Raw genomic sequence first — 26,661 nt, 5'->3', positions numbered from 1 at the left:
GATAATGACAAATGTGTCATGCTCGGGCTTGACCCGGGCATCTATTTCTTATTCTTTTTAGTCGTAAAGAACACAAAAGATCCAAGCAGCAAAATAAAGAATGCAAGGCCGCCGAAGTTGCCGAGCTTTCCGCCAAGGTCAATTGCCTCAAGCAGGCTCTTGCCGTTTGCAAGAGGAATTACTGCAAAGAGGGCAAGCAGAATACCGATGAGTCCTTCACCTGCAATCATACCAGAACCGTAGAGAATACCCTTTTCAGTAATCTTAGCACCTTCTTCACCCTTGCGGTCAAAGAAAGCACGCAAAAGTCCGCCCGCAAAAATTGGAGCAGAAAGGTGAATAGGAAGGTAAAGACCAATTGCCACAGGAAGAACAGGAATACCAATAATTTCAATAGCAATTGCAATTCCGGCACCAGTAAGAACCAGAGCCCAAGGCAAAGAACCGCCCATAACGCCTTCAACAACAAGCTTCATCAAAGTAGCCTGAGGAGCAGGAAGCTCTTTTGAACCAAAGCCCCATGCAGCGTCAAGCAGGTACATAATTCCGCCGATAGCAAAAGCAGAAACTACGCCACCAATCAATTCACCAAGCTGCTGATTTTTTGGAGTAGCACCAACGATATAACCAGTCTTCAAATCCTGAGAAATATCACCAGCCATAGCGGCAATAATACAGATGATAGTTCCGATTCAGATTGCAGAAGTCATTCCGGCAACACCAGTGTGACCAGTTCCCTTAAGAAGAGCAGTTGCAATAATAAGAGTTGCAATAGCCATTCCGGATACAGGGTTGTTAGACGAACCTACCAGACCAACCATACGGCTAGAAACTGTAGCAAAGAAGAAACCGAATACTACAATAATCAGGGCACCAAGAATTCCAACAGGGATAGCTGGAAGAATCCAGATTGTAAGAACGATTACAGCTGCAAGAATCAAAAGGAAGAGAGAAGGAAGGTCGCGGTTTGTGCGCTCCTCAACAGCCTCTTTATGACCAAAGCCGCGGATTGCCTTGTTGAAGGTTTTGATGATTGTAGGAAGAGATTTAATCAAACTGATGATACCACCAGTTGCAACTGCACCTGCACCAATGTAGCGGATGTAGCTGCTCCAGATTCCCCAGGCACCAAGCTCGCTTACAGGAGCCGAAGCTGGTGGAAGAATTGAAGAATCACCAAAGAAATAAATCAAAGGAATTGCAACGAACCAGCCGATTACACCACCGGCCATCATGTAAGCAGAAATCTTTTTTCCGCAGATGTAGCCGACGCTGGCAAGGGCAGGAAGTACATCCATACCAAAGCCGGTTCCAAAAGATTTAATAGACCAGTCGATTTCTGATGGGAAAAGCTTGATTCCGTCTGCAATGAATTTGTAAACAGCAGAAATACCAAGACCAGAGAAAACGATTTTTGATTTTTCTCCACCCTCTTCGCCGGCAAGAAGAACTTCTGCACAGGCAGTTCCTTCAGGGAATGGCAAAACGCCATGTTCTTCAACAATCAAAGCAGAACGAAGTGGAACCATGAAGATGAGTCCGAGGATGGCAGCACACAAAGAAATGATTGCGATTACCCAGAAAGAAGGCTTATGAACAGCGTCGCTTTCTGAAGCCCACATAAAGAGGGCTGGCAAAGTAAAGATTGCTCCAGCAGCAAGAGATTCACCTGCTGAACCAATTGTCTGCACCATGTTGTTTTCCAGAATCGAATCGCGCTTCATAATGATGCGGATGATTCCCATGGAAAGAACAGCAGCCGGAATAGAAGCCGAAACGGTCATTCCAACACGCAGACCTAAATAAGCATTTGCCGCACCAAAGAGTACGGCAAGAATGATTCCCAGCGTGATAGAAACCGGAGTAATTTCCGGCATAATCTTATCCGCAGGGATAAAAGGTTTAAAACTAGATTTTTCCATAACCTTTTAATTATACAAAACTCTACTTATATCTTCTATAGGTGAATTTTCGGTTATGGTGGATTAATTTAGATTGCCACGTCATTGCGAGCGCAGCGAAGCAATCCATTACAAAATACGTTTCAGCGGTTTTCCCACCAGACTTATAACAGGCCCCAGCAGCAGAGACATCAAAATAGAGCCGACTATAGAGCCCTGAATGCCATCCGGATTCAGCTTACCCGCAAGAACACCAATTCCAACCGCAGCCAGGTCAAAGCAGATTCTGATTACGGCAAAAGGTATAACGGTAATCCAGCCGCTGAGAATATTAGGAATTGCGTCGTAAGGGGCAACGCCCATCTGCGCATTCATATAAATTGCAGCAACAATAGAAAAGAAGATCAGGGTAAATGCAAAAATTACAATGCGTAATGCAAAGTTTCCTTCACTAAGAACCTGTGAAAAACCAATGTTGCTCCAGATCCAGCGGCATAAATCAACTACATAACCAATTAAAAGCATGTTGGCAAGAGTTCCAAAGCCAATCATTTGAGCGCCAAAAATAAAAGTAAAAATGAACATGATGCCGTACACAATAACCTGGGTATTTCCAAGTCCCAGTCCGAGTACGCTTGCAACATTAAGATTCATAAAAGAGGCCGGGTCAGTTCCCCAGCCGATTTCTACGAGAATAGAAACGAATACGCCCATAAGGATTACGGCCGGAAGCATAAAGGCCAGGCGTTTGCCAAAGTTCGGCACTATGAATTGTTTGAAGGTAAATTTCATGGTGTCGAAAGTATAGCACAAAAAACAATGGATTGCCACGTCGCTGCGCTCCTCGCAATGACAAGCGACTGAACGTCATTGCGAGCGCAGCGAAGCAATCCATCAACTTATAAGAAATATGTCTTCATCTTTCCTTTACCTTTAACCTCAACCTCAATACCCTCGCTGTAGGTGTACTGATGTTTTGTCTGATTATAGGTAGTTTCTGTAACGTGAATCTTCATAGGCTCGCCGGTGCTTTCCATTCGGCTGGCAACGTTTACAGTGTCGCCCCAGATGTCGTAAATAAACTTAGATTTACCGATAACTCCGGCAACCAGGTTTCCGGTATTAATTCCAAGACGAATCTGAACTTTAACTGGAGAAGTCTCATTAAAGTTCTGAACATCAGACATAAGGCCGCGGGCAAAATGAACCATGCGGATTGCTCCGTCAATACTGATTTCATCTGTAAAGCCGGTTGCAGCCATGTAGGCATCACCAATAGTTTTGATTTTTTCAATTCCCTCGCGTTTTGCGCGTTCATCAAAAAGCGAAACCATTTTATTCAGCATGGTAACAACCTCTTCGGCAGTCATACCGTCGCTCATTTTTGTAAAGCCGACGATGTCTGTAAACAAAACGGTGATGTTAGGGAACTTCTTAGCGATTGTATGGCCAGGCTTTTCTGTAAGCTCCTTGGCTACTTCAGCAGGAAGAATGTTCAAAAGCAGGCGTTCAGATTTTTCCTTTTCCAGCTTAAGGTCGTGAGTACGTTCTTCAACCTTCTTTTCCAGCTCAATCTGATAGCGTCGCATCTGTCGGATTTTAAGCCAGACAATCAGGGCTGCAACGCCAACTACAATCACGCCCACCATAATCTGGAACCAGAGTCGCTGCCAGATGTAAGGCTTTTTGATGATGATGATTGGCTCAGAAGGTTTACTCTTAATTTCATCTCCATTTTCAGACATTACCGTAAACTGGTAAGTGCCAGGCTTAAGGTTTGTGTAAGAAACATTGCGGAGGTTAGACCATTCAGAATAGTTATTTTCAAAGCCGCCCAGTCTGTAGCAGAAACGCATCTGGTCAGAAGAAATAAAGCTGAGGCCGGTAAACTTAATGCTCAAACGTTTTGCAGAAGGAGCAAGAATAATCTTTTCTCCGTGATAATCATACTTAACGTTATCAATAGAATATTCCTGAATTTCAATTTTAGGAGCAATCTGATTTTTACCAGACTTAACCGGGTCATAAATTGAAAAACCGTCAATCAAGGTAAACCATACGCGTCCAAGAGTATCCTGAGTAGAAACAGAAGTAGAAGTAATACCACCGGTGTTAAGACCATCAGAACTTCCGTAGTATTTTGCATTTACCTTTTTCTTTAATCCTTTAGTTACATCTTCAAGATCAGAAAGATTTACAGAGAAAATACCCTTGTTGCTGGTCATCCAGACAGTCTGTGTGTAATCGCAAATCATCTGGAAAACACTGTCGGTACCAAGCCCGTTAGCAGAGTTGAGGTTAGAGAAGGTATCTGATTCCTCGTTATATTTTGAAATACCGGTACCTGTTGTAATCCAGAAGCCGCTGCCTTCAATCGGTAAGGTCTTAAAAATTACATTTCCGGCAAGTCCATTATCAGAATTAAAGTGCTTTACAATCTGTTCATCTTTGAGCACGTAAATTCCGCCGCCGTCTGTACCAACCCAGATCTGGCCTTTAGGGTCTTCGTAAAGGCTCATGATAAACTCATTTTCAAAGCCATCCTTGCGGGTAAGAGAATTGATAGAGCCGTCTTTTTCGATAATGCTGAGTCCCTGAGTGGTTCCAACGTAATACTTATCATCACTAGTTTTGATTGAAACGCGGCACTTAAGACCGGCAAGACCATCTTTCATTGTCCACACGGTGATTTTATTATCAGGAGTTACACGGACCTGGCTGATATCAGAATAAGAAGAAATAAGAAGCTCTCCGTCGCTGGTCATACCAACATGGCGGATTCTTGAGCCCTTACATAATTCTGTAATTTCATTTTCTACAAACTGACTGTCTTTGTTGTAGCAGTAAAGGCCGTTGTCTGCACCAAGCCAGGTAAGGGCACGAACAGGGTCTTCACAGATTGCATTAACTGCAATTGGCATGGAGATTGTACGGAACTTTCCCTGACTCATTTTTTCAATGCCACCGCGGTTATAGGCAATCCACATGTTGCCCTCGCGGTCTTCAAAAAGATGGTTGATGTAATCGTCGGCAAGGCCGTTACGTTTATCATAATAGGTGTAGATGCCGTTATGAAGGATAGTAATACCACAGTCAGAAGCAAACCAGAAGTTACCGGCTGTATCCTGGAGAATAGAGTTTACAACAGTTCCTTCCTGATGGTCGTGTCCAATATCAAAAACAGCTTCTTCTGTATCCTTAATGCGTACTGCATAATGAGGAGCAACACCGAACCAGAAGGCACCGCTCTTATCCTGACTTACTTCATTTACAGAAGGATTTTTGATTTTTGTGATGCCGGTAAAGCGTTCAAGCTTTCTTGTAGAATAAACAAAAAGATCATTTTCGATTGCAGTAGAAATCCAGATGCGGCCGGCAGTATCGCAGTAGAGGCGGGAAACCTGAATAGTGTCCTGACCAAGCTCGTGCAGACCCTCAGGAATTTTTACTTCTCCTTCCGGAGTAAGATAGCAGAGGCCGGAAGCAGTTCCAAGCCAGATGTTATTATTAAAGTCTTCGCAGATGGCGCGGATAGAGTTGTGAGGAAGACCGTTTTCTGTAGTGTATTTTAAGATAGCTCCGTCCGGCTCAATGCAGGTAACGCCCTCATCATTATGTCCTACCCAGAGCCTTCCTTCTGTGTCCTGGAAGATTGCACGAACAGAAGCAAAGTCATACTTAGGATCGATGTTGCGTGAAAAGGTAACAAACTCTACACCGTCAAAGCGTACGAGACCTTCATAAGTACCAATGTAGATGTAACCCTTGTTGTCCTGCATGATGGAAGTAATTGTCATGCCCGGAAGGCCATCTGTGGTAGTCCAGTTGCGGCAGACAAAGTCATTCAAAAAGGCCTGGTCAACCTTTCCTTTGGCTGCAGATTGTGAGAAAGCTGCAGTAAAGCAGCCCAAAAGTAAAGCTAATAAAAAAACTGATTTCTTCATAACCTAATATTTTAACCCATTGTTATTAAAAAGCAAATTTTGCAACTTGGGGATGACAGTTTTTTTGTTGGCTCTTGTCTCAAAAAACTGTTATAATTAAAGGCATGAAAGCTTCTACAAATAAATCTGTAAAATCAGAAAAGGCAGAAAAGCCGGTAAAGACAGTTGGAATTTTGACCTCGGGCGGAGATGCACCGGGGCTTAATGCGGCAATTCGCGCACTTTGTATTTCCGGAAAGAATAATTACGGAATGAAGTTTATTGGTATTCGTAACGGATACCGCGGACTCATAGACAACGACACCTTTAAAATGGACGAGCTGGATTTAGAGCCTCTGATTTCTCAGGGTGGTACAATTCTTGGAACTTCCCGAGTAAAGCCTTTCAAAAATCCGGTGCAGGATCCAAAAACAGGACTTTTACCTGTAGAAGGAATCAAAGAAACTTTCAAAAAAAATAAGCTTGATGCTCTTGTTTGCCTTGGCGGAAATGGTACAAATACTACGGCGTCTCTGTTGTCGGAGGCGGGCTTTAATGTAATTGGAATGCCAAAGACAATTGATAATGATATTGTGGGCACAGACGAAACCTTTGGTTTTCATACTGCAATTGATGTTGCAACCCACGGAATTGAAGCAATCAGAACTACAGCAAAGAGCCACAGCCGTGCAATGGTTGTTGAAATCATGGGCCACAAGGTTGGCTGGCTTGGCTTGTATGCAGGACTGGCCGGCCGCGCAGATGTAATTCTTCTTCCGGAAATTCCTTATGATATTAAAAAGATTGCGAAGTTCATGAAGGCTAAAAAAGCTAAAGGCCAGAACTATTTTATTATTGCCTGTTCAGAAGGTGCAATTGATTTGAATGAAGCAAAGCTTGGCAAGAAAGAGTTTAAGAAGGCCCGCGAAGCAATGCCTCAGTCAGTTGGCTTCCGGGTAGCAAAAGAGATTGAAGCAGAAACCGGAATAGAAACACGTACTTCGGTGCTCGGCTACTTACAGCGCGGCGGCGATCCGGCTCCTTATGATATGATTCTTGCAACAAAGCTTGGAAATGCGGCAGCTGATTTTCTTGCAGAACGCAGATTTGGAAATCTTGTTGCAGTAAAGAACGGTGCTATTGCGGCAACTCCTCTTTCTGTTGTTGCAGGCCGTGTAAAAGAAATTACGGAAAAAGACCCTGTGCTTAAAACGGCACGCGACCTTGGAATCTGCTTCGGTGACTGATTGAAATAGTGGGGACTAGTATTGTGAGCGTGGTGGGAAAAAAGAGCGGGCTTGCCCAGGGCGAGCTCAAGTGTCATCGTTGTGCGGTTTGCGACGGCTACGGCTGTCCCGGGATGTTACCGGGGCTCGGCGGTGTTTTTGAAGGAAAAAACTTTCAGTTGAATTGCGAGGGCTGGAAGGAGCTTTTTGATGAAGCTTGCAGCAAGGGTGCGGGAGATGAAATCCGTTCAATTCCAGTACGCCCCGAGCTTCTTCGCTGCGGTCCTGTTACCGGCGCGGTTGAAAATATCGGCTATGCAAAGGAAGCAGACTTTTATTTACCCTACCTTATGAATGCGGCGCAGGCGGGCCTTGGCCTCTGCGTAGGCGACGGCTGCCCCGACGAAAAATTAAAGCTTGGAACGGCGGCAGTGAAAGAACTCAATTCTGCGGCGGTGGTTTCGATACGGCCTTCGGCCTACTCAACCACCGGAACTACGGCAAATCCGGTGGTTGAGTGCCCGCGAAGCGGGCGTATCGAAACCACCTCAGACTCAACCACCGTAAAGGCTGCCTTCTTCCTCAAACCTTATCCTCAGGAAAAACTTTTTGAACGTATAGAATGGATCCGTCCATATGCCTCTCACATCGGAATCGACATAGATTCATATAATATTGTAACAATGCGAAATCTCGTAAACCTGGAGCGAAAAACTGCAGCCCAGCTGGAAGAGTTCCGCGAGCACACAAAGCTGCCTTTTGTTATTAAAGGTGTTTTTACAGAAGAAGACATTGCCCTGGTAAAAGAGGTTCGCCCGGATGTAGTTTACATTTCAAACCACGGCGGCCGCGTAGAAACCCGCATAGGCAGCACCGCGAACTTTCTTGCCGAACATGCGGCAGAGCTCAAAAAATATTGTAAGGAAATCTGGGTGGACGGAGGAATCCGCACCCGCGAAGATATTCAGACGGCACTTTATTACGGGGCCGACCAGGTTATCATGGCCCGCCCGCTTATCCGTGCCACCTTTGATGATCATTATAAAGAAACAATCAGGGAACTTATCGGTGGTTGAGTGCTCGCGAAGCGAGTGTATCGAAACCACCTGCGAAATTAAAACTTCACCTCATATCCGCTGTAGGTTGCCAGCAGACTGATGCGGTCATCAATTCCAACAATGTTGAAAATCTGATGCATACGGTTTTTGAGAGTACCAACTGTAATTCCTGAATCAGCTGCAATTTCTTCATAACGCTTTTCATCAAGAATCTGTTTAAGCCATTCCTTATCGCGTGTGGTAAGATCCGGGTATTGAGAAAGGTCCCAAACTCTGGCATTTTTTCTGATGTAAAGAAATCTGAAAAGACTGACTGCAAAGAAGAGGGTTGCAAAAAAGACAAGATTATAACCAATTGCAGTAATCAGGGAAGAAAGAAGAACATCAAATCCAAATTTTATATTGTGGAAAATCAGAATATAATTAGTAAGAATTGTAATAACTATTTTTATATTTCTGTGGTATCTGAAAAAGCCAAGAAAAACCAGACAGGCAGTACCCATCAGATACAAAAGCTGGCCAATCGGATATTTTGCAATGGTATCAACAAGTATGATTTTAAAAGAATACAAAAATGAAATTATTGCAAAGATGTAAAAATGCTGGGGGACAAAAAGAAAGATAAAAAAGAAAATCAGACAGACCCCGTTTACTATTGCTGTATTTAAATCAGACATCATAAATGTATGAAGATTTGTAATACTCTCAATTTCCAGTGTAAAATTTGTCTGAATGAATAAACGAAGAATGAACAGGACTTCTACAATAATTCCGTTAATACATAATAAACGAATTAAGTTCTTAGCTGTTTTTGAAAAAGTGATTTCTCTCATATTTTTAACTATCCTTTATTGATATGACCATAATCATATCGTAAAAATAAAAAAATAGCAAAAATTTGTTGACATCTAGTTTGTATTACTGTATTATGTGCTTAATACAATAAATTTGATACTAAACTAAGCATTTTTGGTTTTATGCCATATATAGGAGTTGCAATGGAATATCAGTTTACAAATGATAAACCGATTTACCTACAGCTGATGGATTATTTCAAGGCGCAGATTATTTCCGGTGAGCTCCCGGAAGGCAGCCGTCTTGATTCTGTCAGGGATTTAGCTGTAAAGGCTCAGGTGAATCCAAATACCATGCAAAAGGCCCTGTCCGAACTCGAGCGTATGGGACTGGTTCGTACTGAAAGAACTTCGGGACGATTTATTACAGATGATAAGGAAATGATTTTGAATATGAAAAAGGAAGTTGCAGAAAACGAAATAGCGGCTTTTCTTGAAAAAATGAAGTCGCTTGGATTTGATAAAGATGAAGTTATCAAGATTATTCAGGAAGAATAGGAGAGTATGATGGATACAGTTTTAGAGTGTAAAGATCTGACAAAAAAATATATTACAAAGTCTGCCTTAAAGGGGATTAACATTTCTGTTCCAAAGGGCGCTATTGTCGGCCTTCTTGGTCCAAACGGCAGTGGAAAGACAACTCTGCTTAAACTGGCAGCAGGACTTTTAAAGCCTACAAGCGGTGAGATTTCTGTATGCGGTCTTAAGCCGGGCGCCGAATCAAAATTGATTGCAGCTTATCAGCCGGACAGAGTTTACTTAAACGACTGGATGACTGTAAAAGACCTGGTTCAGATGATGGCAGATTTTTATCCAAACTTTAATAAGGATAAGGCCTTTGACATGCTTAAAAGTCTTAAGATTGAAGCGGGCGATAAATTAAAGAGCCTTTCAAAAGGAACTAAGGAAAAGGTTCAGCTGATTTTGACTATGAGCCGCGAAGTTCCTCTTTATATGCTGGATGAGCCGATTGGCGGTGTAGACCCTGCAGCCCGTGATTATATTCTGAACACAATTATTTCAAACTACAGTGAAAATGCAACAGTAATTATTTCTACTCATTTGATTAGTGATATTGAATCTGTTTTGAATTATGTTCTCTTTTTGAAAGAAGGAAATATAATCCGCCAGGGTGATGTTGATGATATTCGCCAAGAAAAGGGAATGTCTATAGATCAGCTCTTCCGTGAAGAGTTCAGATGTTAAATAGGAGTGATGAAAATGGAAAATACAAAGACTATAAGAAATCCTTTTCCCTGGATTGGAAAAGTTTTTAAATATGAGATGAAGCATTCTTCTAGAATTCTTATGCCGGTATATATTGCAATTGTTGCAATTGCTTTGATTACAGGTCTGGTAGTTCCTTTGTCTTCTGATGGAGACTTAGATTTCAATTTTTCATTTAATATGAATGGAACAGAAAATGTAATGAATGGGATTGCGGGATTCTGTTTTTTCATTTATTGGATAATTATTATAGTTGCCGGAGTTGTTACAATCAGCGTGATTTCAAAGCGCTTTAAGAACGGTTTACTTGGAGATGAAGCGTATCTAAACCTTTCGCTTCCTGTAACAATTGGCGAGCACCTCTGGGGAAGAACTCTTATGATTATCTCATGGGCATTAATTTCTCTTGTGATGATGTTGATTTCGTTTATTGCTTTGTGTATAAAAAATCTTAGTATAATTCACATTGAGGCTGACTGGGTTTACGGAATTGCTGGAGCTATTCTTTGCGGTCTGGCGTGGGACTTGTGTATTCTCCTGTTTACTTATTTGATAAATGCAATTGGACATCTTTCAAAAAAACATAGAACCATGGTAAAGCTCATTGCAATTATTGTGATTATAAGTTTTACATCAAGACTGATTGGAGGAATTACCTTTAATTATTTATCAAACGCCGATAATCCTGCCACAATGTTTTACTGGAATGCACTTTTTGGTGTAATTTTTTCTGCAATTTACGGAACAGCAACTTACTTTATTTTGAAACTTAAGTTGAATCTGGAATAACATTCGTCATCCCGAACTTGTTTCGGGATCTAATAATAGGCAATCGTATAACGCCCGCATTCTTCGAAGCCGAGTTTCCGGTAGAGAGTGAAAGCGGGCATATTTTTTTCCTTTACAAAGAGGACTGGTTTTTTGCCTGAACGGAGGGCGCGATTGCAAAGGGCCTGTACAAGGGCTCCGGCGTAGCCATTACGGCGATAAAGGGGGTGAGTGTAAACTCCGCCAATCTGCACGCAGTTGATTCCTATTGCATTTGTGTTAGCCTTGGCTACTATGTCACCGTCTACGGTAAGGGCAAAGCAAAGCTGATTTTTTAAGATTTGTCTAAGGGATATGTCTACTTCTGCATCGGTTATGGGGCGGCCCGGCACTGCAACCTCTTCTTTCATGTAATCCTTTTGCAGGGGATGGAGGATTTCCATATCGTGTTCGGTACAGCGGATTATTTCTTCGCCGCCGGACAAAACAGTTTCGGCAGGTGGTTTCGATACACCAGCTTCGCTGGCACTCAACCACCGCATCATCTTATATGAATAAATTATTTTTGGTGGTTGAGTAGGCGCAGCCGTATCGAAACCACCATTCACTAAATTAAAAATTTCAATCAGAAAGTTTGTTGCTTTTTCTTCACCACTTATACAGCGAACCGGCTTTTTCATATGATAAGGGAGCTGCTCCTTAAGAAAATCTGCATCAAGCAGGCTTGGGTCAGGGATGCAGTGATAGATTGTAGAATCAAGATTTAAAATTCCGAGAACATCGGTGGTTGAGTAGGCCGAAGGCCGTACGGTCCCTGAGCCCAGTCGAAGGGTCGAAACCACCGGTTCGTCAGAAGTCGTAATAAAAACGAGTTTGTCGCTCTTGCGCCGCACGAGAGAGGCCAGTGAAGCACAGGTCTCTTCGTGGGGAATTATAAACTGCTGCGCCAGAAGAAAATCTTCCGGCGTCTCAACAGGAATTAAAGTCATTAGTTACGGAACGAATGAATTGGTGCCGGAATTCTTCCGCCGCGGTTGATAAAGTCTGCACAGCCAAACTTGCTTACAGGCATTACAGGACAGCCACCGAGCAGTCCACCGAACTCAACCCATTCACCAGCCTTTTTGCCAGGAGCCGGAATAAGGCGGCAGGCAGTTGTTTTGTTATTTACCATACCAATTGCAAACTCATCAGCGAGAATACCGGAAATTGTAGTTGCCGGAGTGTCGCCAGGAATTGCAATCATATCCAAACCTACAGAACATACTGTAGTCATTGCTTCAAGCTTTTCAAGGCAGATAGAACCCTTCTTTGCAGCTTCAATCATTCCTTCATCTTCTGAAACCGGAATAAAGGCACCGCTCAAACCACCAACGTTTGTAGAAGCCATTACACCGCCCTTCTTTACCATATCAGTAAGCATAGCGAGGGCTGCTGTTGTTCCAGGGGCTCCACAACCATCAAGACCAATTTCTTCAAGAATGCGGGCAACAGAATCACCGACTGCCGGAGTAGGTGCAAGTGACAAATCAAGAATACCAAACTGAACGCCAAGACGCTTTGCGGCTTCGCTTCCCACAAGCTGACCCATACGGGTAATCTTAAAGGCCATCTTTTTGATTCCATCAGCGAGAACATTGATTGGCTGTCCCTTATATTCCTTAGCTGCTGCAAGAATTACACCAGGGCCAGAAACACCAACGTTGATTACACAATCAGCTTCTCCAGGACCGTGGAAGGCACCTGCCATGAATGGATTATCTTCCGGAGCGTTACAGAAAACTACAAGCTTTGCACAGCCGTTTACTTCGCAGTTCTTTGAAACTTCTGCGGTTTTTACGATTGTTTCACCCATCAGTTTAACTGCATCCATGTTGATACCGGATTTTGTTGAACCAACATTCACGCTTGAACATACAAAATCTGTTGAAGCCAAAGCTTCTGGAATAGAGTCGATGAGAATGCGGTCTGCGGGAGTAATTCCCTTCTGAACAAGGGCAGAAAATCCGCCTATAAAGTTTACGCCAAGCTCGTGGGCACAGCGGTCCAGAGTCTTAATATATGGAACGTAATTCTTAGCTTCACTGGCACCTGCAACGAGGGCGATTGGAGTTACAGAAATACGCTTGTTGATGATTGGAACACCAAATTCCTTTTCAATATCCTGTCCGGTCTGAACAAGCTTGCCGGCTTTTTTCATAATTTTGTCGTAGATTTTGTCGCAGGCACGTTTGCTGTCAGAATCAGCACAATCCAGAAGAGAAATACCCATTGTAATGCAGCGGATATCCAGCTTCTGGCGCATAAACATATTTACAGTTTCCTGAATCTCATTTGGTGAAAAAATCATAATAAGCTCCTGAGTGAAGGTAATTGTTAAGTATTTTAATGAAAACAGAGAGTGGGGGCAAGTTAGATAAGGAACTGTGAAGACAGGGAGATGTAACGGTGGTTGAGTGCCAGCGAAGCTGGTGTATCGAAACCACCGCTGGAGGAAAATTATGGTCTGTTTGGTCTAGCTCTAGACGGTCTGCTTGGACGTGAAGGTCTTGAAGGAGTTACATAAACAGTGCGTGGTGGGGTAGTTACTGCATGGAATACACCGCCAATAACAGCACCTACTACCAGAGCTCCAAGAACATCATCAGAATCTACAGTGTCTTCAACAACAACAGTCTGAACCTTTACATCGCTGGATTTTTCTGCATAGTAATCCTTTGGAACCTTCTGCTTTGCCTTGCCAACTACTGTATCATCGTAATTGTCGATAAGTTTTGCACTGATGATATAGTTTGGACCATCAACCTCAATTTTACCGGTACAGATATAATCAGCTTCATCTGATTTTGAAACAACTTCAAGCATATCTGAACAGTAAAGAGAAAACTGAACAGATTTAGAAATCTTTTTGCGCTCGTTATTTCCTAAGTCAGATGTAAAAACCTTTACGGCAACGCTTGCACCTTCATCATCAAAATCCTTTAAAAGCTTTTCAACGAGAGAATCAAAAGGATCTGTAGGGGTAGAGTCTGCAAAAGCAAATCCGGCAGAAACTGTGAATAAAATCAATAAAATAGAAAGAATCTTTTTCATGTTGTTCTCCTGGGAAAAGATATGTTTTTCCCTATTTATAATAATATAACACATGAAATAAGAAAAGGTGTCACTTTATTTACTGATTTGAACCCAGTCCCAGAAGGCCGGATCTTCCTGCCCGATTCTCCAGAAGCCCATTTTTTGAATGCCTGCATTTTCGTAAAGGCGGGCAAGCTCCAGCACAGACCAGGCATCGTTAAAATAGCCGTTTACTTTAACCTGGGCAGTATATTTGAAGGTGGGAATCTCTTCTTCATAATTTACTTCTTCAACCTTGTGCTCGGTCATAATTCTGTTGGCACCGCTGAAGTACCAGGCTCCGGCAGTTGTTTCGCTTGCCCAGGTTCTTCCATAAAAAGGAAGGCCCATAATCAGTTTTTTTGCTGGAATTGCTTTCTGGGCATATTCCATAACTTTGCGGCACCATTCTATAGAAGCAACAGGGCCAGGGCGGCCACCAGACCAGTGTTCATCATAAGCCATTACAAAAACACGGTCGCAGTAATTGGAAATTTCAGTATAAGGGTAAATATCTTCTGAAAGCAGTTTAAAGCGGGCAGGCACACAGATAGAAAACCATTTTGCCTTGCCAAGCATATAGCGCAGGTCTGAACAGAAGCTGATGAAGTTTTTACGGTCACGGGCAGGAACAAGCTCAAAGTCAATCTGAACACCATCATAAGGGGCTCCGGCTTTAACAATTGCCTTAAGAAGATTTGCCCTGGTTTTGCTGCCGGGTTCAAGAATAAAATGAGTAAGAGATTTGCTGTCGCAGGTGATTACCAGATGGCAGCGGGCTCCCTTTGTATTGATTTTAGAACGGTTTGGAATTGCCGTAAGTTCGCCGTAGCAGTTAACTTCGGCAGAGAAAAAACAGACGTCTGTTAATGGAATAGAATTATCGTATTCGTCCAGGCGGCTCTGCATAACGTAGCCCCAGCTTTCGCGAAGCTGAAGGGGTTTTCCGCTTGGCTGGCGCAGACTGTAAAGGGGGAGAAGAGGTTTTTCTTCTTCCGGTTCAACAGAAACAGAAGCTTCGTCGCCTTTCAGGGCGTATTCAACTTCTTCGGTTGGGATTTCAATATCAGCTTTTCCGCGGGCAGAACAAATGCAGCAGAAAACTGAGAGGGTAATTAATAAGCTGATTGATTTTTTCATAATGAGATTATCGGCTAGTTAACAATTATTCTGTACATCGGCTCTTCATTCGGGTGCAGTTCCAGAATGTGCTTTTCGCAGGGAAGAACCTCGCTCGGGTCGTGGGTTACATGCAGCATGGTTGTTGTGCCGCCATTACCTATAAGCTCCATCAGCTGCAGGATTTTTGCCCGATACTGCTCGTCCAGGCCGTGGCAAGGCTCATCCAGAATAAGGATTTCCGGGGTTTTTACGGCTGAACGCAGAATCAGAATAGCACGCTGTTCGCCATAGCTTAAGTTTCCAAAGTTTTCTGATTCCCGGCCTGCAAAGCCCCCCAGAGCCAGCCATTTTTTAGCTGCATCAATTTCGCTGTCTGTCGGCTGGTCGTAAAGGCCAATGCTGTCTCTAAAGCCGCTTATAATCACCGCCAGCAGGGAGGTTCCGCCCAGCATTCTGTATTCAACATGCAGGCGGTAAGAAACAATTCCAAGCCTCTTTTTAATATCCCAGATAGTTTCGCCGGAACCGCGGCGGTTGCCGAAAATACGGACATCGTTGGCAAAAACCTGCATATTGTCGCCTGTAATGAGTTCCAGGAAGGTTGTTTTACCGCTGCCGTTAGGTCCGCGTACAAGCCAGTGCTGACCGCGGCGCAGGCTCCAGTTGAGGTGACTGAGAACCTGGTGTCCGTCCCAGCCAACGTTTACATCGTGCATTTCTACTAAGATATCTTCAAGAGGTGGTTTCGATACGGCCTCCGGCCTACTCAACCACCGTGATTCGGTCTGGTGGTTGAGTGCCTGCGAAGCAGGTGTATCGAAACCACCTGCCTGAGTCAGCTCTTTAAATCCTTCCTTAAAATCACTTTTCTCTTTTTCTTCTCCGGCCTTTGCAGCTGCAGCCCGCTCAGAAATCAGCTTTTCATACTCACTGCGAGGGCCACAGAAAGAAACCTTTTTATCAGAAAATTCCAGAACATGAGTAACGGCATCCGGAACTTCATGCCAGCGTTCAAGCCCCAGAATGATGTGAGGCTGGGCACTTCCGCTCTGCTTTCCGCCGCTTCGTTTTGCAATAGAATCAAAAAAGTCTAAAAGAATTGTGCGGCTCTGAATATCCAGGCCGGCAAAAGGATCGCTCAAAATCAAAAGCTTTTTACCGGAAACAAGGGCGCGGGCCAGCAGGGTACGTCGAATCTCTCCGGTAGACATATATTTGAGGCCACGGTCTAAAATCTTTTCAATTCCGCAAAGCTTAATGGCAGGGTCGCCTTCCAGCTGTCTGGCGGCAGCAGGAAGCTCACTATGCGACATTCCCTTTTTTACATCGGTGCTGCCTCCGGAAAGGGCTTGAGCAATAAAAATACGGCCGGTTCGACCGTGGTCTACGCCGCCTTCAAGATAATCACTTTCATCATTTTCGCGCTCTTCCTGAATCAGGCGGGCTGCCCGTTCCAGAGAAACCAGCTCAGTCGAATCAGAAAAAATATCAGAAAAAAGTCCGTCGGCATTAGGAGTAATTCTTTCTCCGCCAGCCCCGCCGGCAAGCGCATTCAAAAAATCAGCCTTGCCACCGCCGTTAGGCCCAATCACCAGCCAGACCTCGCCTTCGTTCATCTTCCACGAAAGGTCAGGTACCAGCACCTCGCGATTATTCTCAATCCGACAATTCTGTAAAGTAATTAAGCTTTTGCACATGGGTACAGTATAGCTTATTATTGATATCCACGAAATACTATATTTCAGGGGAACATTAAAAAACTATTTAAATTCTTTCAAAGACACTCTCCAAAAAAAATGGCGAGGAACTTCCCCGCCGGTAGATGGACCAGGGTCTTTCGACCAGCCCGATGTTTTAAATGTATGGGAACAATTAGTTAAAGTCAAGGATAAAATCTACAGTTCCTTTTCTATAAAGTCTTCGATTTGCGGAAGCAGTTTTGTTTTTAGAACTGATTTTGTGTTGCGGACTGTTGATGATGCATTGCGTAGGAAAAGGTCGGCAGGATGTATTCCGAGAGCGGTAGCAATTTTGCATATATTTTCAAATGACGGTTTTGCTTTTCCAGATTCAATATTACCTATCATACCATTGGAACTATTTGCTTGAATTGCAAGTTCTGATTGGCTGAATCCTTTTTGTTCACGATAAAATTTCATGTTTATTCTAAAATCATCAAAATAATTATCCATAAATCTATCGTAATTGAGTAAAAAGAAGAAATTTCTATTTTAATGGAGTGTTTTAGGTGTTATACTTTATTTAATGGAGTTATAACTGTGGTTCACTCCATTTAAATGGGGGATTTAAAAAATGACTCAATCAGAACAGCAGAAAGCAGCAAAAAAGTTTAGTGAAGATTGGAAAGATAAAGGTTACGAGAAAGGAGAAAGTCAGAAATTCTGGCTTGATTTACTTTGTAACGTTTTTGATATAAAAGATTTTTCGTCATTTATAACTTTTGAAGATCAGGTAAAGCTGGACCATACTTCTTTTATTGACGGATACATTCCGCAGACCAAGGTTCTTATTGAACAGAAAAGTATTGATAAGGATCTCCGTGCTCCAATTAAACAGTCAGACGGAACTTTTTTAAATCCCTTTCAGCAGGCAAAACGATATATTACAGAGCTTCCTGTTTCAAAGCATCCCCGCTGGGTCGTAACCTGTAATTTCAAATCTTTCCTTGTTTATGATATGGAAAATCCAAATGGGGAGCCGGAAGAAATTCTGCTGGAAAATCTTGAAAAAGAATTTTACAGACTTTCTTTTATAACAGATTTAGGAAGCCAGCATCTTAAAAAAGAGATGGAGCTTTCCATAAAAGCCGGTGATATTGTAGGACTTATTTATGACCAGCTTTTAGCACAGTATCAGTTGGCGAAAAATATTGATATGGCGACCTGCTTAAAAAGTTTGAATATGCTTTGTGTCCGCCTGGTATTTTGTTTTTATGCTGAGGATGCCGGAATCTTTGGTCATAAATCAATGTTTGGAGATTATCTTAAACAATATGAAGCAAAGGATTTAAGGGAAGCCATTCTCCAGCTTTTTAAGGTTTTGGATCAAAAACCGGATGAAAGAGACCCGTTCTTAAAAGAAGAACTTGCAGCCTTTCCTTATGTAAACGGCGGACTTTTTACAGAAGAAGATTTATTGATTCCTCATTTTACAGAGCAATTAAAAGATCTGCTTGTAAATAAGGCAAGTGCAGATTTTAACTGGTCTCAGATTTCTCCAACAATTTTTGGTGCAGTATTTGAATCAACATTGAACCCGGAAACAAGGCGTTCGGGAGGTATGCACTATACATCGATTGAAAACATACATAAAGTAATTGATCCTTTGTTTATGGATGAACTTTATGAAGAATATGAATCGATAAAAAGTATTCCACAAATCTCAACGAGAAATGAGAAGCTTCTTCGATTTCAAACAAAATTAGGTAATCTGAATTTTCTGGATCCGGCGTGTGGCTCAGGAAATTTCTTAACAGAGACTTATTTGTCATTAAGAAGATTGGAAAATAAATGTCTGCAATTAATGATAGGTGGCCGCGAAGGGCAGGGCACTCTTACAGAGCTTTTTGGTTATGATTTTGTAAAAGTTCATATTCAGCAGTTCTACGGAATTGAGATAAATGATTTTGCCTGCGTTGTCGCAAAAACAGCATTATGGATTGCTGAATGCCAGATGCTCCAGGAAACAAATTCGATTACAAATTCTGCAACATCTTTTTTGCCACTAGATAATTATACAAATATTATTGAAGGCAATGCTCTTAGGGTTGATTGGAATAAAGTTGTTTCTAAAACAGGACTGAGTTACATCATGGGAAATCCGCCGTTTGTAGGATATGGACTTCAATCTATAGAGCAGAAAAAAGATATGCTTTCTATTTATGTAGATGAAAAAGGTAAACCTTATAAAACAGCTGGAAAAATTGATTATGTTTCGGCTTGGTATTATAAGGCTTCAAAATATATTCAAGGGACATCAATACACTGTGCCCTTGTATCAACGAATTCAATTACCCAAGGGGAACAGGTCGCAAGTGTATGGAAACCTCTTGTTGATCTATTCTCAACTCATATAGATTTTGCTTATAGAACTTTCCGGTGGGATAGTGAGGCAAACTTAAAAGCTCATGTACATTGTGTAATAATAGGTTTTAGTTGTTCTGAAAATGTGAAAAATAAAATTATTTATTTAAATGAAGCACAACCCATAAAAGTAAAAAACATTAACGGATATTTGATAGATGCACCAGATATATTTATTGAAAGTAGAGTTAAACCTTTATGTAGTGTTCCGGAAATGAGTACAGGAAACCGTCCTGCTGATGGTGGGAATTTAATTATTGAGGCTGATGAATATGAAGATTTTATAAAAAATGAACCATCTGCAATAAAATATATAAAGAAACTTACCGGAGCAGAAGAGTACATAAACAATAAAAAAAGATATTGTTTATGGCTTGTAGGCGCAAATCCATCAGATTTAAGAAAGATGCCATTGGTTTTAAAAAGAATTGAAGCTTGTAGAGCTGACCGCTTGAAGGGAGCAGAAGATAGACAGAAATTAGCAGATACACCTTCCCTTTTTAGAGAAACAAAGAATCCTGAGCATTATTTAATAGTTCCTAGAGTTTCTTCTGAACAAAGAAGGTATATACCTATTGGATTTTTAAATTCAGAAACGATACCGACAGATTCTGCAACTATAATTATGGATGCAACGTTATATGAATTCGGAATTCTTACTTCAAATGTTCACATGGCATGGATGCGAGCTGTTGCAGGAAGATTAAAGAGTGATTATCGTTATTCAAAGGACATTGTCTACAACAACTTCCCATGGCCAAATCCTTCAGAAGAACAGAAAAAGAAAATTGAACAGACAGCACAGGCAATTCTGGATGCTCGTGCATTATATCCAAATTCATCGCTTGCAGACCTTTATGATGAAACATTAATGCCGCCAGAACTCAGGCAAGCTCACAGAGCCAACGATTTGGCAGTTTGTCAGGCTTATGGTTTTAGCAAAGATGTAATGAAACTTGAAAGCAGATGTGTCGCAGAATTATTCAAAATGTACGAGGAACTTACAAAAAAAAGCTTATGAAATGATTAGTTACGTTTGGAGAGGTAAGTCCAAATTCCTTTTTTTTGCGAAAAATGCATATAATTTAACGAATTATTCATTTTTATATGCACACTTTAGGTTAAAATCATCAGAAATGTCCGGATTTTCTTGAATTTTGATTAAATTTCTGGGTGTAAAACGCTGAAAACGTAGGAATTTATCAAAAATTACGGAAAATGTGCATATAATTTCGCTTAAAACTTGATTTTATATGCATTTTTCGTGCGTTAGCGCTGGGAGCCCCTTGCCGACCGCAGGGCACCGGGGACAGAGAGCTGGTGGTTTTGGTACAGCCGCTTTGCGGTCACCCAACTACCATGTGTGCCCGAGGACGGTGAGCGTTAGCGAAGGGCGGACATAGCGACCCGAGTGTAGTGAAACGAAGCGAGGGGAACGCCCGGAAAAATCCCTGAAAATCCCCCTGAAAAATAAATCTTGTAGACCGCCGGTAAATTCATTAAAATATCCCACATGAGTAATACTAACGAATTATGCCCTTGTGGTTCGGGCAAAAAATATGGCGAATGCTGTGAACCAATCATTAAAGGAAAAATTAAGGCTCCTAGTGCAGAAGCTTGTATGCGCGCACGCTACACTTCTTATGTAGTTGGTGAAATCGACTACATCATCAACTCTTGCGAAGAAGGCGAAGGAATCGGCGAAATTGACCGCAAGGCAACAGAAGACTGGAGCAAGCAGTCACAGTGGAACGGACTTAAAATTCTCCGCACAGAAAAAGGCGAAAAAGAAGACGAAGAAATTGTTGAATTTGAAGCAGACTACACACTTCACAATATGCACGACGTTCATCACGAAATCTCTCTTTTCAAGAAGGTTAATGATGACTGGAAATACGTTGCAGGTAATGTAATTCCTACAACTGTAAAACGTGTTGGTGCAAAGGTTGGTCGTAACGATCCATGCCCTTGCGGAAGCGGAAAAAAATATAAGCAGTGCTGCGGTAGATAACAGGAAAGCAAGGTGGTTTCGATAAGCCTGCTTCGCAGGCACTCAACCACCAGACGTGGACTAATATGTATATAACCGGTTTTCACTCAATCGAAGAAAAAGTTCGCTCTCAGAAAAAGGATGCCCAGTCTGCTTCAAAGGCTGGTGCTTCATCCGGCTACAAAATTTATTTCAGCAAGCCGGGCCCTCGTGTAAAAAAGATTCTCGCTGCCGCAAAAGAGGCAGGAATCACCTGCGAGCAGACAAATGATGCCGAACTCAACAAGCTTGTAAGCGGTCTGGACGAAAGTCTGCGAGACCACCGCGGTATCGTAATGGAGATTTCCGGCGCTAAGCAGCCGGCGGCTAATCTTGTAGACTTTGATTCCTGGGTGAAAACACACAGTGGCGAGGCCGGTACAAACGAAGATGCCGACACAAACGGCGATGCCGGCAAGAACAACAATACCGCACCCCGCTGCACCGTCGTAATCCTCGACAGCATCACCGACCCCCACAACGTAGGCGCCATACTCCGCAGCTGCGACCAGTTTGGTGCTTCACTCGTAGTAATACCGGAACACAATTCAGCCAGCGACATAGCCGGCAACGAAGTAATAGGCCGCACCTCCGCCGGAGCAAGTGCCTGGGTTCCTGTTGCAATAGTAAATAACCTGGTTCGTGCCACCGAGCTCCTTAAAGAGGCCGGCTTCTGGGTATACGGAGCCGATGCAGGCGGCAAGAACTGCCGCACAATAGACTTCCCTGCAAAATCCGTTCTCATAATGGGCAGTGAGGGCACCGGCATGTCACAACTGCTCGAAAAACAGTGCGACACAATTGTCTCAATACCAACCTGCGGTAAAATCGACAGTCTAAACGTTTCAGTAGCAGCAGGCGTCCTTTTATACGAACTCTCAAAATAGATTCCCGGGTCAAGCCCGAGAATGACATGTTTTGAAAGGAGCCCGAAAGGGCGACGCGGCAATCTATTTTTATTTTGACAAAACCTCTAAATAATGTCATAATAAATCAAATCAAAAAAATGAGGTGTTCCTATGTCCAGACAAGATGATATCGCAGAAAAAGCAGTAAGAAAATCAACCTTAAAATCACTTAAGAAAAAGAAGCGTTCCCGCCTTATCCAGCTTAAAAAAGATTACGAAAGTGCCGTACAGCAGATTAATATTCAGTACGCAGAAGACCCGGAACGCCTCAAGGCAAAATACGCAGCAGAAGAATATGCAAAAAACGAAAAAGCAAAAAAGCGTGCAGCACGCCGCATAGAAAACGAAAAGAAGCTTCTTGAGCTTGCAAAAAAATCACGTCGCCTTACACTGGGCGAAGAAATCGGAAGCTCAATTGTTCAGGGAATCGGAGTAATGCTTTTTATCGCAGCCACAGCAATCCTCGATACAATCGCCGTTGGCCAGCTCAAAACCTTTGTAAACGTAACAACAGTTTTCTATTCACTTTTCGGCGCTTCAATGATCCTCATGTACCTCTGCTCAGTACTTCAGCATGCGCTTACAAACATCACCGCAAAGCAGGTCTTCAACCGCCTCTCGCACGTATTCTCTTTCCTGATTATAGGCTTTGGATACAGCGCATACACAATCACAAAAATTCAGGGAAATACAGGCTGGATTCTTTTCGGAATCGTCTGGGCTCTCGTTCTTGTCGGCATTCTCTTCTATGCAATAGCCGGTGAAAAATACGAAAAACTCAATGTAGTGCTTTACATACTTGCAGGCTTCTCAGGCCTCTTCGTAGCAAAGAATCTCTTCGAAGTCCTTTCTGCAAAAAGCTTCAGCATGCTGGTTCTCGGTGCAGCCTTCTACCTCGTAGGCATCATTTTCTACAACCTCAAGAAAATCAAGTTCATGCACCTCTTCAGCAACATCATCATGCTCTTTGGCAGCGTTTACATTTTCTTCTCGCTCTTCTTCTTAGGAGCATAAATTTTTATAAAGGAGGGGGAAGTCTCCCCCTCGCGCCAGCCCGCTTCGCGGTCTTGCGCTACCCCTTCTCCTAGGGGGAAGCAGCAAGCTGCTTACCCCTAAGACCCCCATCCGGGCTAACAAAAAAATCTAATTACAGTCCATTAAGAGCAGTATTCAAATAAGAATAGCGGTCGTTCAACCAGTCCGTCAGATAATCAATTTCACTCTGGTAAGTTGTTCTTTTATAATATCCGGAAGGATTAGGCCATACATATTTTCCAAGAATTTCCCATCGCGAAAAATTCACATATGCAGCTTTCTGCAAAGACAAAGCCTCTTCTGGAATCCATGTATTTATAGATGCGAAAAGAGGCTCTCTTGTAGAATTCCATTTATTCTTTACATTGTTTACAAATCCTGCATCAAAGAACATCTGATGAATCCAGATAGAATTATTTTTTACATACAAATCTTCAGTAGAGTCACAGTCAGCATAATTTACATTTCCGTATGCAAGGTCAAAGTCCCAGTTAGGCCCCATGTGAATAAGCTTATCAGAAGGATCATAATAAAAATAAATAGAAGCATAATTTGCAGAATCAACATTTTTACCAAGTTCATTCATCAGATACCAGGCAATGACAGAAGCTTCGTCAAAGTACTTTCTCCAGCCATTTGCAGGGTCGGCAAAGTTTTCACTGTAAAGAGCATCTTCTGCTGTCTGAATTATGTCTTTCACCCTCTGCTGAATTTCGTCACTAACTTCATCAGGATCTTTTAAACTTATGCAGACACCTCTGCCTGTTACAAAATTAAAGACTTCATCCTGCCTGCCATCAATTTCAAAAATAAAGCCGCCCTTGTCTATACTTTTGGCTTTGCTTATATCTTTTATGTTTACACGGTTATCATCAATTTTAATCTGTTCACCCAGCATATACACGCCCTTGTACTGGCCGTTAAGAATAAGGTGAACAGACTTAAAAGAAGGATTCCAGGTTTCCTTGTAAATAGTGTTTGCAAGGTATGAAGCATAAAGATTTCGCAAAAGAGTTTTATCGCTGTAGTTTGCAATCAAAACCCATCTTTTGCTTTTTGGCATTCCAAGCATTTCTGCTTTTTCTTCAAGTTTAAGAGAGTAAGGTTTCTTTGGCTGTTCCCAGGTAGAATTACCTCTGCCTTTTACTTTAAGAGTTTCAATTGATAAATCTTCAAAACCACATGCATTTCCTAAAATTGCAAATGAGGCATCCTTCCATTCATCTTTTGACTCAATAGTTTCTCCATCTTTTGTATTAAGTTGAACTACAGGAATTCCTGTTTTTTCAAGTCTGGCTGGAGAAGGGTTATATGCTTCATTCTCATAGTCTGGATAAAGTTCATCATTAAAAGAACATGATGCAAACAATAAAATTGTTAAAACTGCAAAAATTGAATGTTTAATTTTCATAGTAACTCCTGAATAAAAAGTAATAATATCACACAAAAAATGATTTTTATATATCTAATTGTAAAACTTCTTTCATAACGCTAAAATGATTTTTACTATGGAAAATACAAAGCGTACAGTCACCTGCGGCGAGCTTCGCAAGAGTGATGTTGGTAAGAAAGTTGTTTTGAATGGTTGGGTAAGCCGCACCCGCGACTTGGGCGGTCTTTTGTTTATTCGTCTTCGCGACCGCTATGGAATTACTCAGGTAATGGTTGGCGATAAGGCTAGTGATGATGTTAAGAAAATTGCTGCCAGCCTCAAGAGTGAATATTGTATCGCAGTTGAAGGCGTGGTTAATGCCCGCGCTGATAAAGATATTAATGCCGATATGGCAACTGGTGAAATTGAAGTTGAAGCTACTGATATTGAGATTTTCACAACCTCTCAGGAGCTTCCTTTCTCTATCGAAGAGGTTCGCCAGAAGGACGGAACTCTCGTAGTTGCTAACGAAGACCTTCGTCTCAAGTACCGCTACCTGGACCTGCGCCGCGACCCTATGCAGCACAATATCATTTTGCGCTCTCAGGTTGCTTTTGCTACCCGCGAGTACCTTACATCAAAAGGCTTCCTCGAGATTGAAACTCCAACCTTTATTAAATCTACACCGGAAGGAGCCCGCGACTACCTGGTTCCAAGCCGTGTTCATCCTGGAAAATTCTATTCCCTTCCACAGAGTCCTCAGCTTTACAAGCAGCTTCTGATGGTTTCTGGTTTTGATAAGTACTTCCAGATTGCCCGCTGCTACCGCGATGAAGATGCCCGTGGAGACCGCCAGCCTGAGTTTACTCAGATTGATATGGAAATGTCTTTCACAAACCGCGAAGAGGTTTTGAGCACAACCGAAGGTATGATGGGCTACATCTTTAAAAAGACTTTGAACTATGATTTGCCAGCTAAGTTTGACCGCATTGCCTGGGAAGATGCTTTTGACTGGTATGGAAGCGACAAACCTGATTTGCGTTTTGATATGAAGATGCAGGATGCAGTTTTCATGGCTGACCTTGCTGATTTCAACGCCTTCAAGGCAGGGGCTGCAAATGCAGGCCGCGATATTCAGCGCCACAAGAGAAGCGGACTTAAGGCCCTCGTCGTAAAGAACGTTGCAGACAAATACTCACGCAAAAATATTGAAGCTCTCGAAGAAATTGCAAAAACTTACAAGGCAAAGGGCCTCGCCTGGATGAAGGTGGTTTCGACAGGCTCAACCACCGACGCGGTTCAGTTCGAAGGCGGAATCTCTAAGTTCTATGCCGGAAAAGAAAGTGAAATCTGCAGCAAGCTTGGCGCAGAAAAGAACGACCTTATTCTTTTTGTAAGCGACGAAAACTGGCAGCTTGCCTGTACAGCACTTGGTGCAGTCCGCAAGCAGCTTGGTAAGGACCTCAACCTTTATAATCCAAAAGATGAATTCCACTTTGCATGGATTATCGACTTCCCATACTTTGCATGGAACGAAGAAGAAAACAAGTGGGAAACAGAACACCACATGTTCACTCTCCCTCAGAAGCAGTACTGGGATACACTGGAATCTGACCCGGGCGCAGTAAAGGGTGACCTTTATGACCTGGTACTCAACGGCTACGAGCTTGCATCGGGTTCTATGCGTATTAATGATCCTGCTCTCCAGCAGCGCATTTTCAAGATTGTTGGTTACAGCGAAGAGCGTGCTCAGAAGGCCTTCGGCTTCCTCGTTCAGGCCTTCAAGTTCGGTGCTCCACCACACGGAGGAATTGCCCCAGGACTCGACCGCCTCATCATGCTCATGTGCCATGAGGAATCAATCCACGAGGTTATCGCCTTCCCTAAGAATAACCTTGCAGCATCTCCTATGGACGAGTGCCCATCACCAGTAGATCAGCAACAGCTGGATGACTTGCACATAACTATTCATGATGCCGAGAAAGACTAGTAGATAAATAACCTGTCATGCTGAACTTGTT

General features: G+C 42.6%; 20 protein-coding genes and 1 pseudogene. 10 read left to right on the top strand and 11 right to left on the bottom strand.

From position 1 onward, the window contains the following. Positions 1 to 41 precede the first annotated feature (41 nt). From G626_RS17050 to G626_RS0112595, 3 genes and pseudogenes are all read right to left on the bottom strand, one after another. A pseudogene (locus tag G626_RS17050) lies at positions 42 to 1,877 on the bottom strand (OPT family oligopeptide transporter). Positions 1,878 to 2,030: 153 nt separating this feature from the next. After that, positions 2,031 to 2,693 carry a YczE/YyaS/YitT family protein gene (locus G626_RS0112600; RefSeq protein WP_022933148.1) on the bottom strand — a complete coding sequence of 221 codons (663 nt, stop codon included), beginning with the start codon at positions 2,691 to 2,693 and terminating at the stop codon, positions 2,031 to 2,033. A gap of 107 nt (positions 2,694 to 2,800) precedes the next feature. Next, complete coding sequence (locus G626_RS0112595) at positions 2,801 to 5,845, bottom strand: adenylate/guanylate cyclase domain-containing protein (RefSeq protein ID WP_022933147.1); 3,045 nt, start codon at positions 5,843 to 5,845, stop codon at positions 2,801 to 2,803. Between the two features lie 104 nt (positions 5,846 to 5,949). Between G626_RS0112595 and G626_RS0112590 the strand changes: the two genes are divergently transcribed. Both G626_RS0112590 and G626_RS0112585 read left to right on the top strand, forming a co-directional pair. Next, the gene (locus G626_RS0112590) at positions 5,950 to 7,071 is read left to right on the top strand and encodes a 6-phosphofructokinase (RefSeq protein WP_051142236.1); all 1,122 of its coding nucleotides are present in this window, start codon (positions 5,950 to 5,952) and stop codon (positions 7,069 to 7,071) included. Positions 7,072 to 7,094: 23 nt separating this feature from the next. Next, the gene (locus G626_RS0112585) at positions 7,095 to 8,126 is read left to right on the top strand and encodes an alpha-hydroxy-acid oxidizing protein (RefSeq protein WP_027727174.1); all 1,032 of its coding nucleotides are present in this window, start codon (positions 7,095 to 7,097) and stop codon (positions 8,124 to 8,126) included. 38 nt (positions 8,127 to 8,164) lie between these two features. On the opposite strand, the gene G626_RS0112580 is transcribed toward G626_RS0112585, so the two are convergent. Then, entirely contained in the window at positions 8,165 to 8,941 is a 777-nt protein-coding gene (locus tag G626_RS0112580; protein WP_022933144.1) for a helix-turn-helix transcriptional regulator, read from the bottom strand. Positions 8,942 to 9,106: 165 nt separating this feature from the next. Here G626_RS0112580 and G626_RS0112575 point away from each other — a divergent pair, with 165 nt between their 5' ends. Genes G626_RS0112575 through G626_RS0112565 form a run of 3 tightly spaced genes read left to right on the top strand, consistent with a single transcriptional unit; the run spans position 9,107 to position 10,978 of the window. Further along, positions 9,107 to 9,460 carry a GntR family transcriptional regulator gene (locus tag G626_RS0112575; RefSeq protein WP_022933143.1) on the top strand — a complete coding sequence of 118 codons (354 nt, stop codon included), beginning with the start codon at positions 9,107 to 9,109 and terminating at the stop codon, positions 9,458 to 9,460. Positions 9,461 to 9,469: 9 nt separating this feature from the next. Next, a complete protein-coding gene (locus tag G626_RS0112570) occupies positions 9,470 to 10,168 on the top strand; it encodes an ABC transporter ATP-binding protein (protein ID WP_022933142.1) in 699 nt (232 codons plus the stop codon). A 15-nt stretch (positions 10,169 to 10,183) separates the two neighbouring features. Further along, positions 10,184 to 10,978 carry a hypothetical protein gene (locus tag G626_RS0112565; protein ID WP_022933141.1) on the top strand — a complete coding sequence of 265 codons (795 nt, stop codon included), beginning with the start codon at positions 10,184 to 10,186 and terminating at the stop codon, positions 10,976 to 10,978. A gap of 29 nt (positions 10,979 to 11,007) precedes the next feature. Here G626_RS0112565 and G626_RS17685 read toward each other — a convergent pair whose 3' ends face one another. From G626_RS17685 to G626_RS16650, 6 genes are all read right to left on the bottom strand, one after another. Beyond that, positions 11,008 to 11,946, bottom strand: coding sequence for a GNAT family N-acetyltransferase (locus G626_RS17685; RefSeq protein ID WP_022933140.1), 939 nt, complete (start codon positions 11,944 to 11,946; stop codon positions 11,008 to 11,010). Beyond that, positions 11,946 to 13,307 (bottom strand): PFL family protein, encoded by a 1,362-nt coding sequence (locus G626_RS0112555; RefSeq protein WP_022933139.1) that lies wholly within the window; start codon positions 13,305 to 13,307, stop codon positions 11,946 to 11,948. Before G626_RS0112555 ends, G626_RS17685 begins: the two co-directional genes overlap by 1 nt. Positions 13,308 to 13,456: 149 nt before the next feature. Further along, on the bottom strand, positions 13,457 to 14,050 hold the full coding sequence (locus tag G626_RS0112550) for a hypothetical protein (RefSeq protein WP_022933138.1): 594 nt from the start codon (positions 14,048 to 14,050) through the stop codon (positions 13,457 to 13,459). 75 nt (positions 14,051 to 14,125) lie between these two features. Next, entirely contained in the window at positions 14,126 to 15,211 is a 1,086-nt protein-coding gene (locus G626_RS16655; protein WP_022933137.1) for a glycosyl hydrolase family 18 protein, read from the bottom strand. Positions 15,212 to 15,225: 14 nt separating this feature from the next. Further along, positions 15,226 to 16,890 (bottom strand): ATP-binding cassette domain-containing protein, encoded by a 1,665-nt coding sequence (locus tag G626_RS0112540; protein ID WP_022933136.1) that lies wholly within the window; start codon positions 16,888 to 16,890, stop codon positions 15,226 to 15,228. Between the two features lie 198 nt (positions 16,891 to 17,088). Beyond that, positions 17,089 to 17,385 carry a helix-turn-helix domain-containing protein gene (locus G626_RS16650; RefSeq protein ID WP_022933135.1) on the bottom strand — a complete coding sequence of 99 codons (297 nt, stop codon included), beginning with the start codon at positions 17,383 to 17,385 and terminating at the stop codon, positions 17,089 to 17,091. Between the two features lie 121 nt (positions 17,386 to 17,506). Here G626_RS16650 and G626_RS0112530 point away from each other — a divergent pair, with 121 nt between their 5' ends. The 4 genes from G626_RS0112530 (at position 17,507) to trhA (ending at position 23,247) form a co-directional block, all read left to right on the top strand. Further along, complete coding sequence (locus G626_RS0112530; RefSeq protein WP_022933134.1) at positions 17,507 to 20,317, top strand: DNA methyltransferase; 2,811 nt, start codon at positions 17,507 to 17,509, stop codon at positions 20,315 to 20,317. A gap of 492 nt (positions 20,318 to 20,809) precedes the next feature. After that, positions 20,810 to 21,307, top strand: coding sequence for a YchJ family protein (locus tag G626_RS0112525; protein ID WP_022933133.1), 498 nt, complete (start codon positions 20,810 to 20,812; stop codon positions 21,305 to 21,307). Positions 21,308 to 21,372: 65 nt separating this feature from the next. Further along, complete coding sequence (gene rlmB, locus G626_RS0112520; RefSeq protein ID WP_022933132.1) at positions 21,373 to 22,212, top strand: 23S rRNA (guanosine(2251)-2'-O)-methyltransferase RlmB; 840 nt, start codon at positions 21,373 to 21,375, stop codon at positions 22,210 to 22,212. Between the two features lie 132 nt (positions 22,213 to 22,344). Continuing rightward, positions 22,345 to 23,247 carry a PAQR family membrane homeostasis protein TrhA gene (gene trhA, locus G626_RS16645; protein WP_022933131.1) on the top strand — a complete coding sequence of 301 codons (903 nt, stop codon included), beginning with the start codon at positions 22,345 to 22,347 and terminating at the stop codon, positions 23,245 to 23,247. Between the two features lie 133 nt (positions 23,248 to 23,380). Here trhA and G626_RS0112510 read toward each other — a convergent pair whose 3' ends face one another. After that, positions 23,381 to 24,679, bottom strand: coding sequence for a CotH kinase family protein (locus tag G626_RS0112510; protein WP_022933130.1), 1,299 nt, complete (start codon positions 24,677 to 24,679; stop codon positions 23,381 to 23,383). A 97-nt stretch (positions 24,680 to 24,776) separates the two neighbouring features. Here G626_RS0112510 and aspS point away from each other — a divergent pair, with 97 nt between their 5' ends. Then, positions 24,777 to 26,630, top strand: a complete 1,854-nt coding sequence (aspS, locus tag G626_RS0112505; protein WP_022933129.1) for an aspartate--tRNA ligase — start codon at positions 24,777 to 24,779, stop codon at positions 26,628 to 26,630. Positions 26,631 to 26,661 lie beyond the last annotated feature (31 nt).

This window comes from Treponema bryantii NK4A124, assembly GCF_000421345.1.
GTDB lineage: Bacteria > Spirochaetota > Spirochaetia > Treponematales > Treponemataceae > Treponema_D > Treponema_D bryantii_B.
This window is presented reverse-complemented; position numbering and strand designations above follow the sequence as displayed.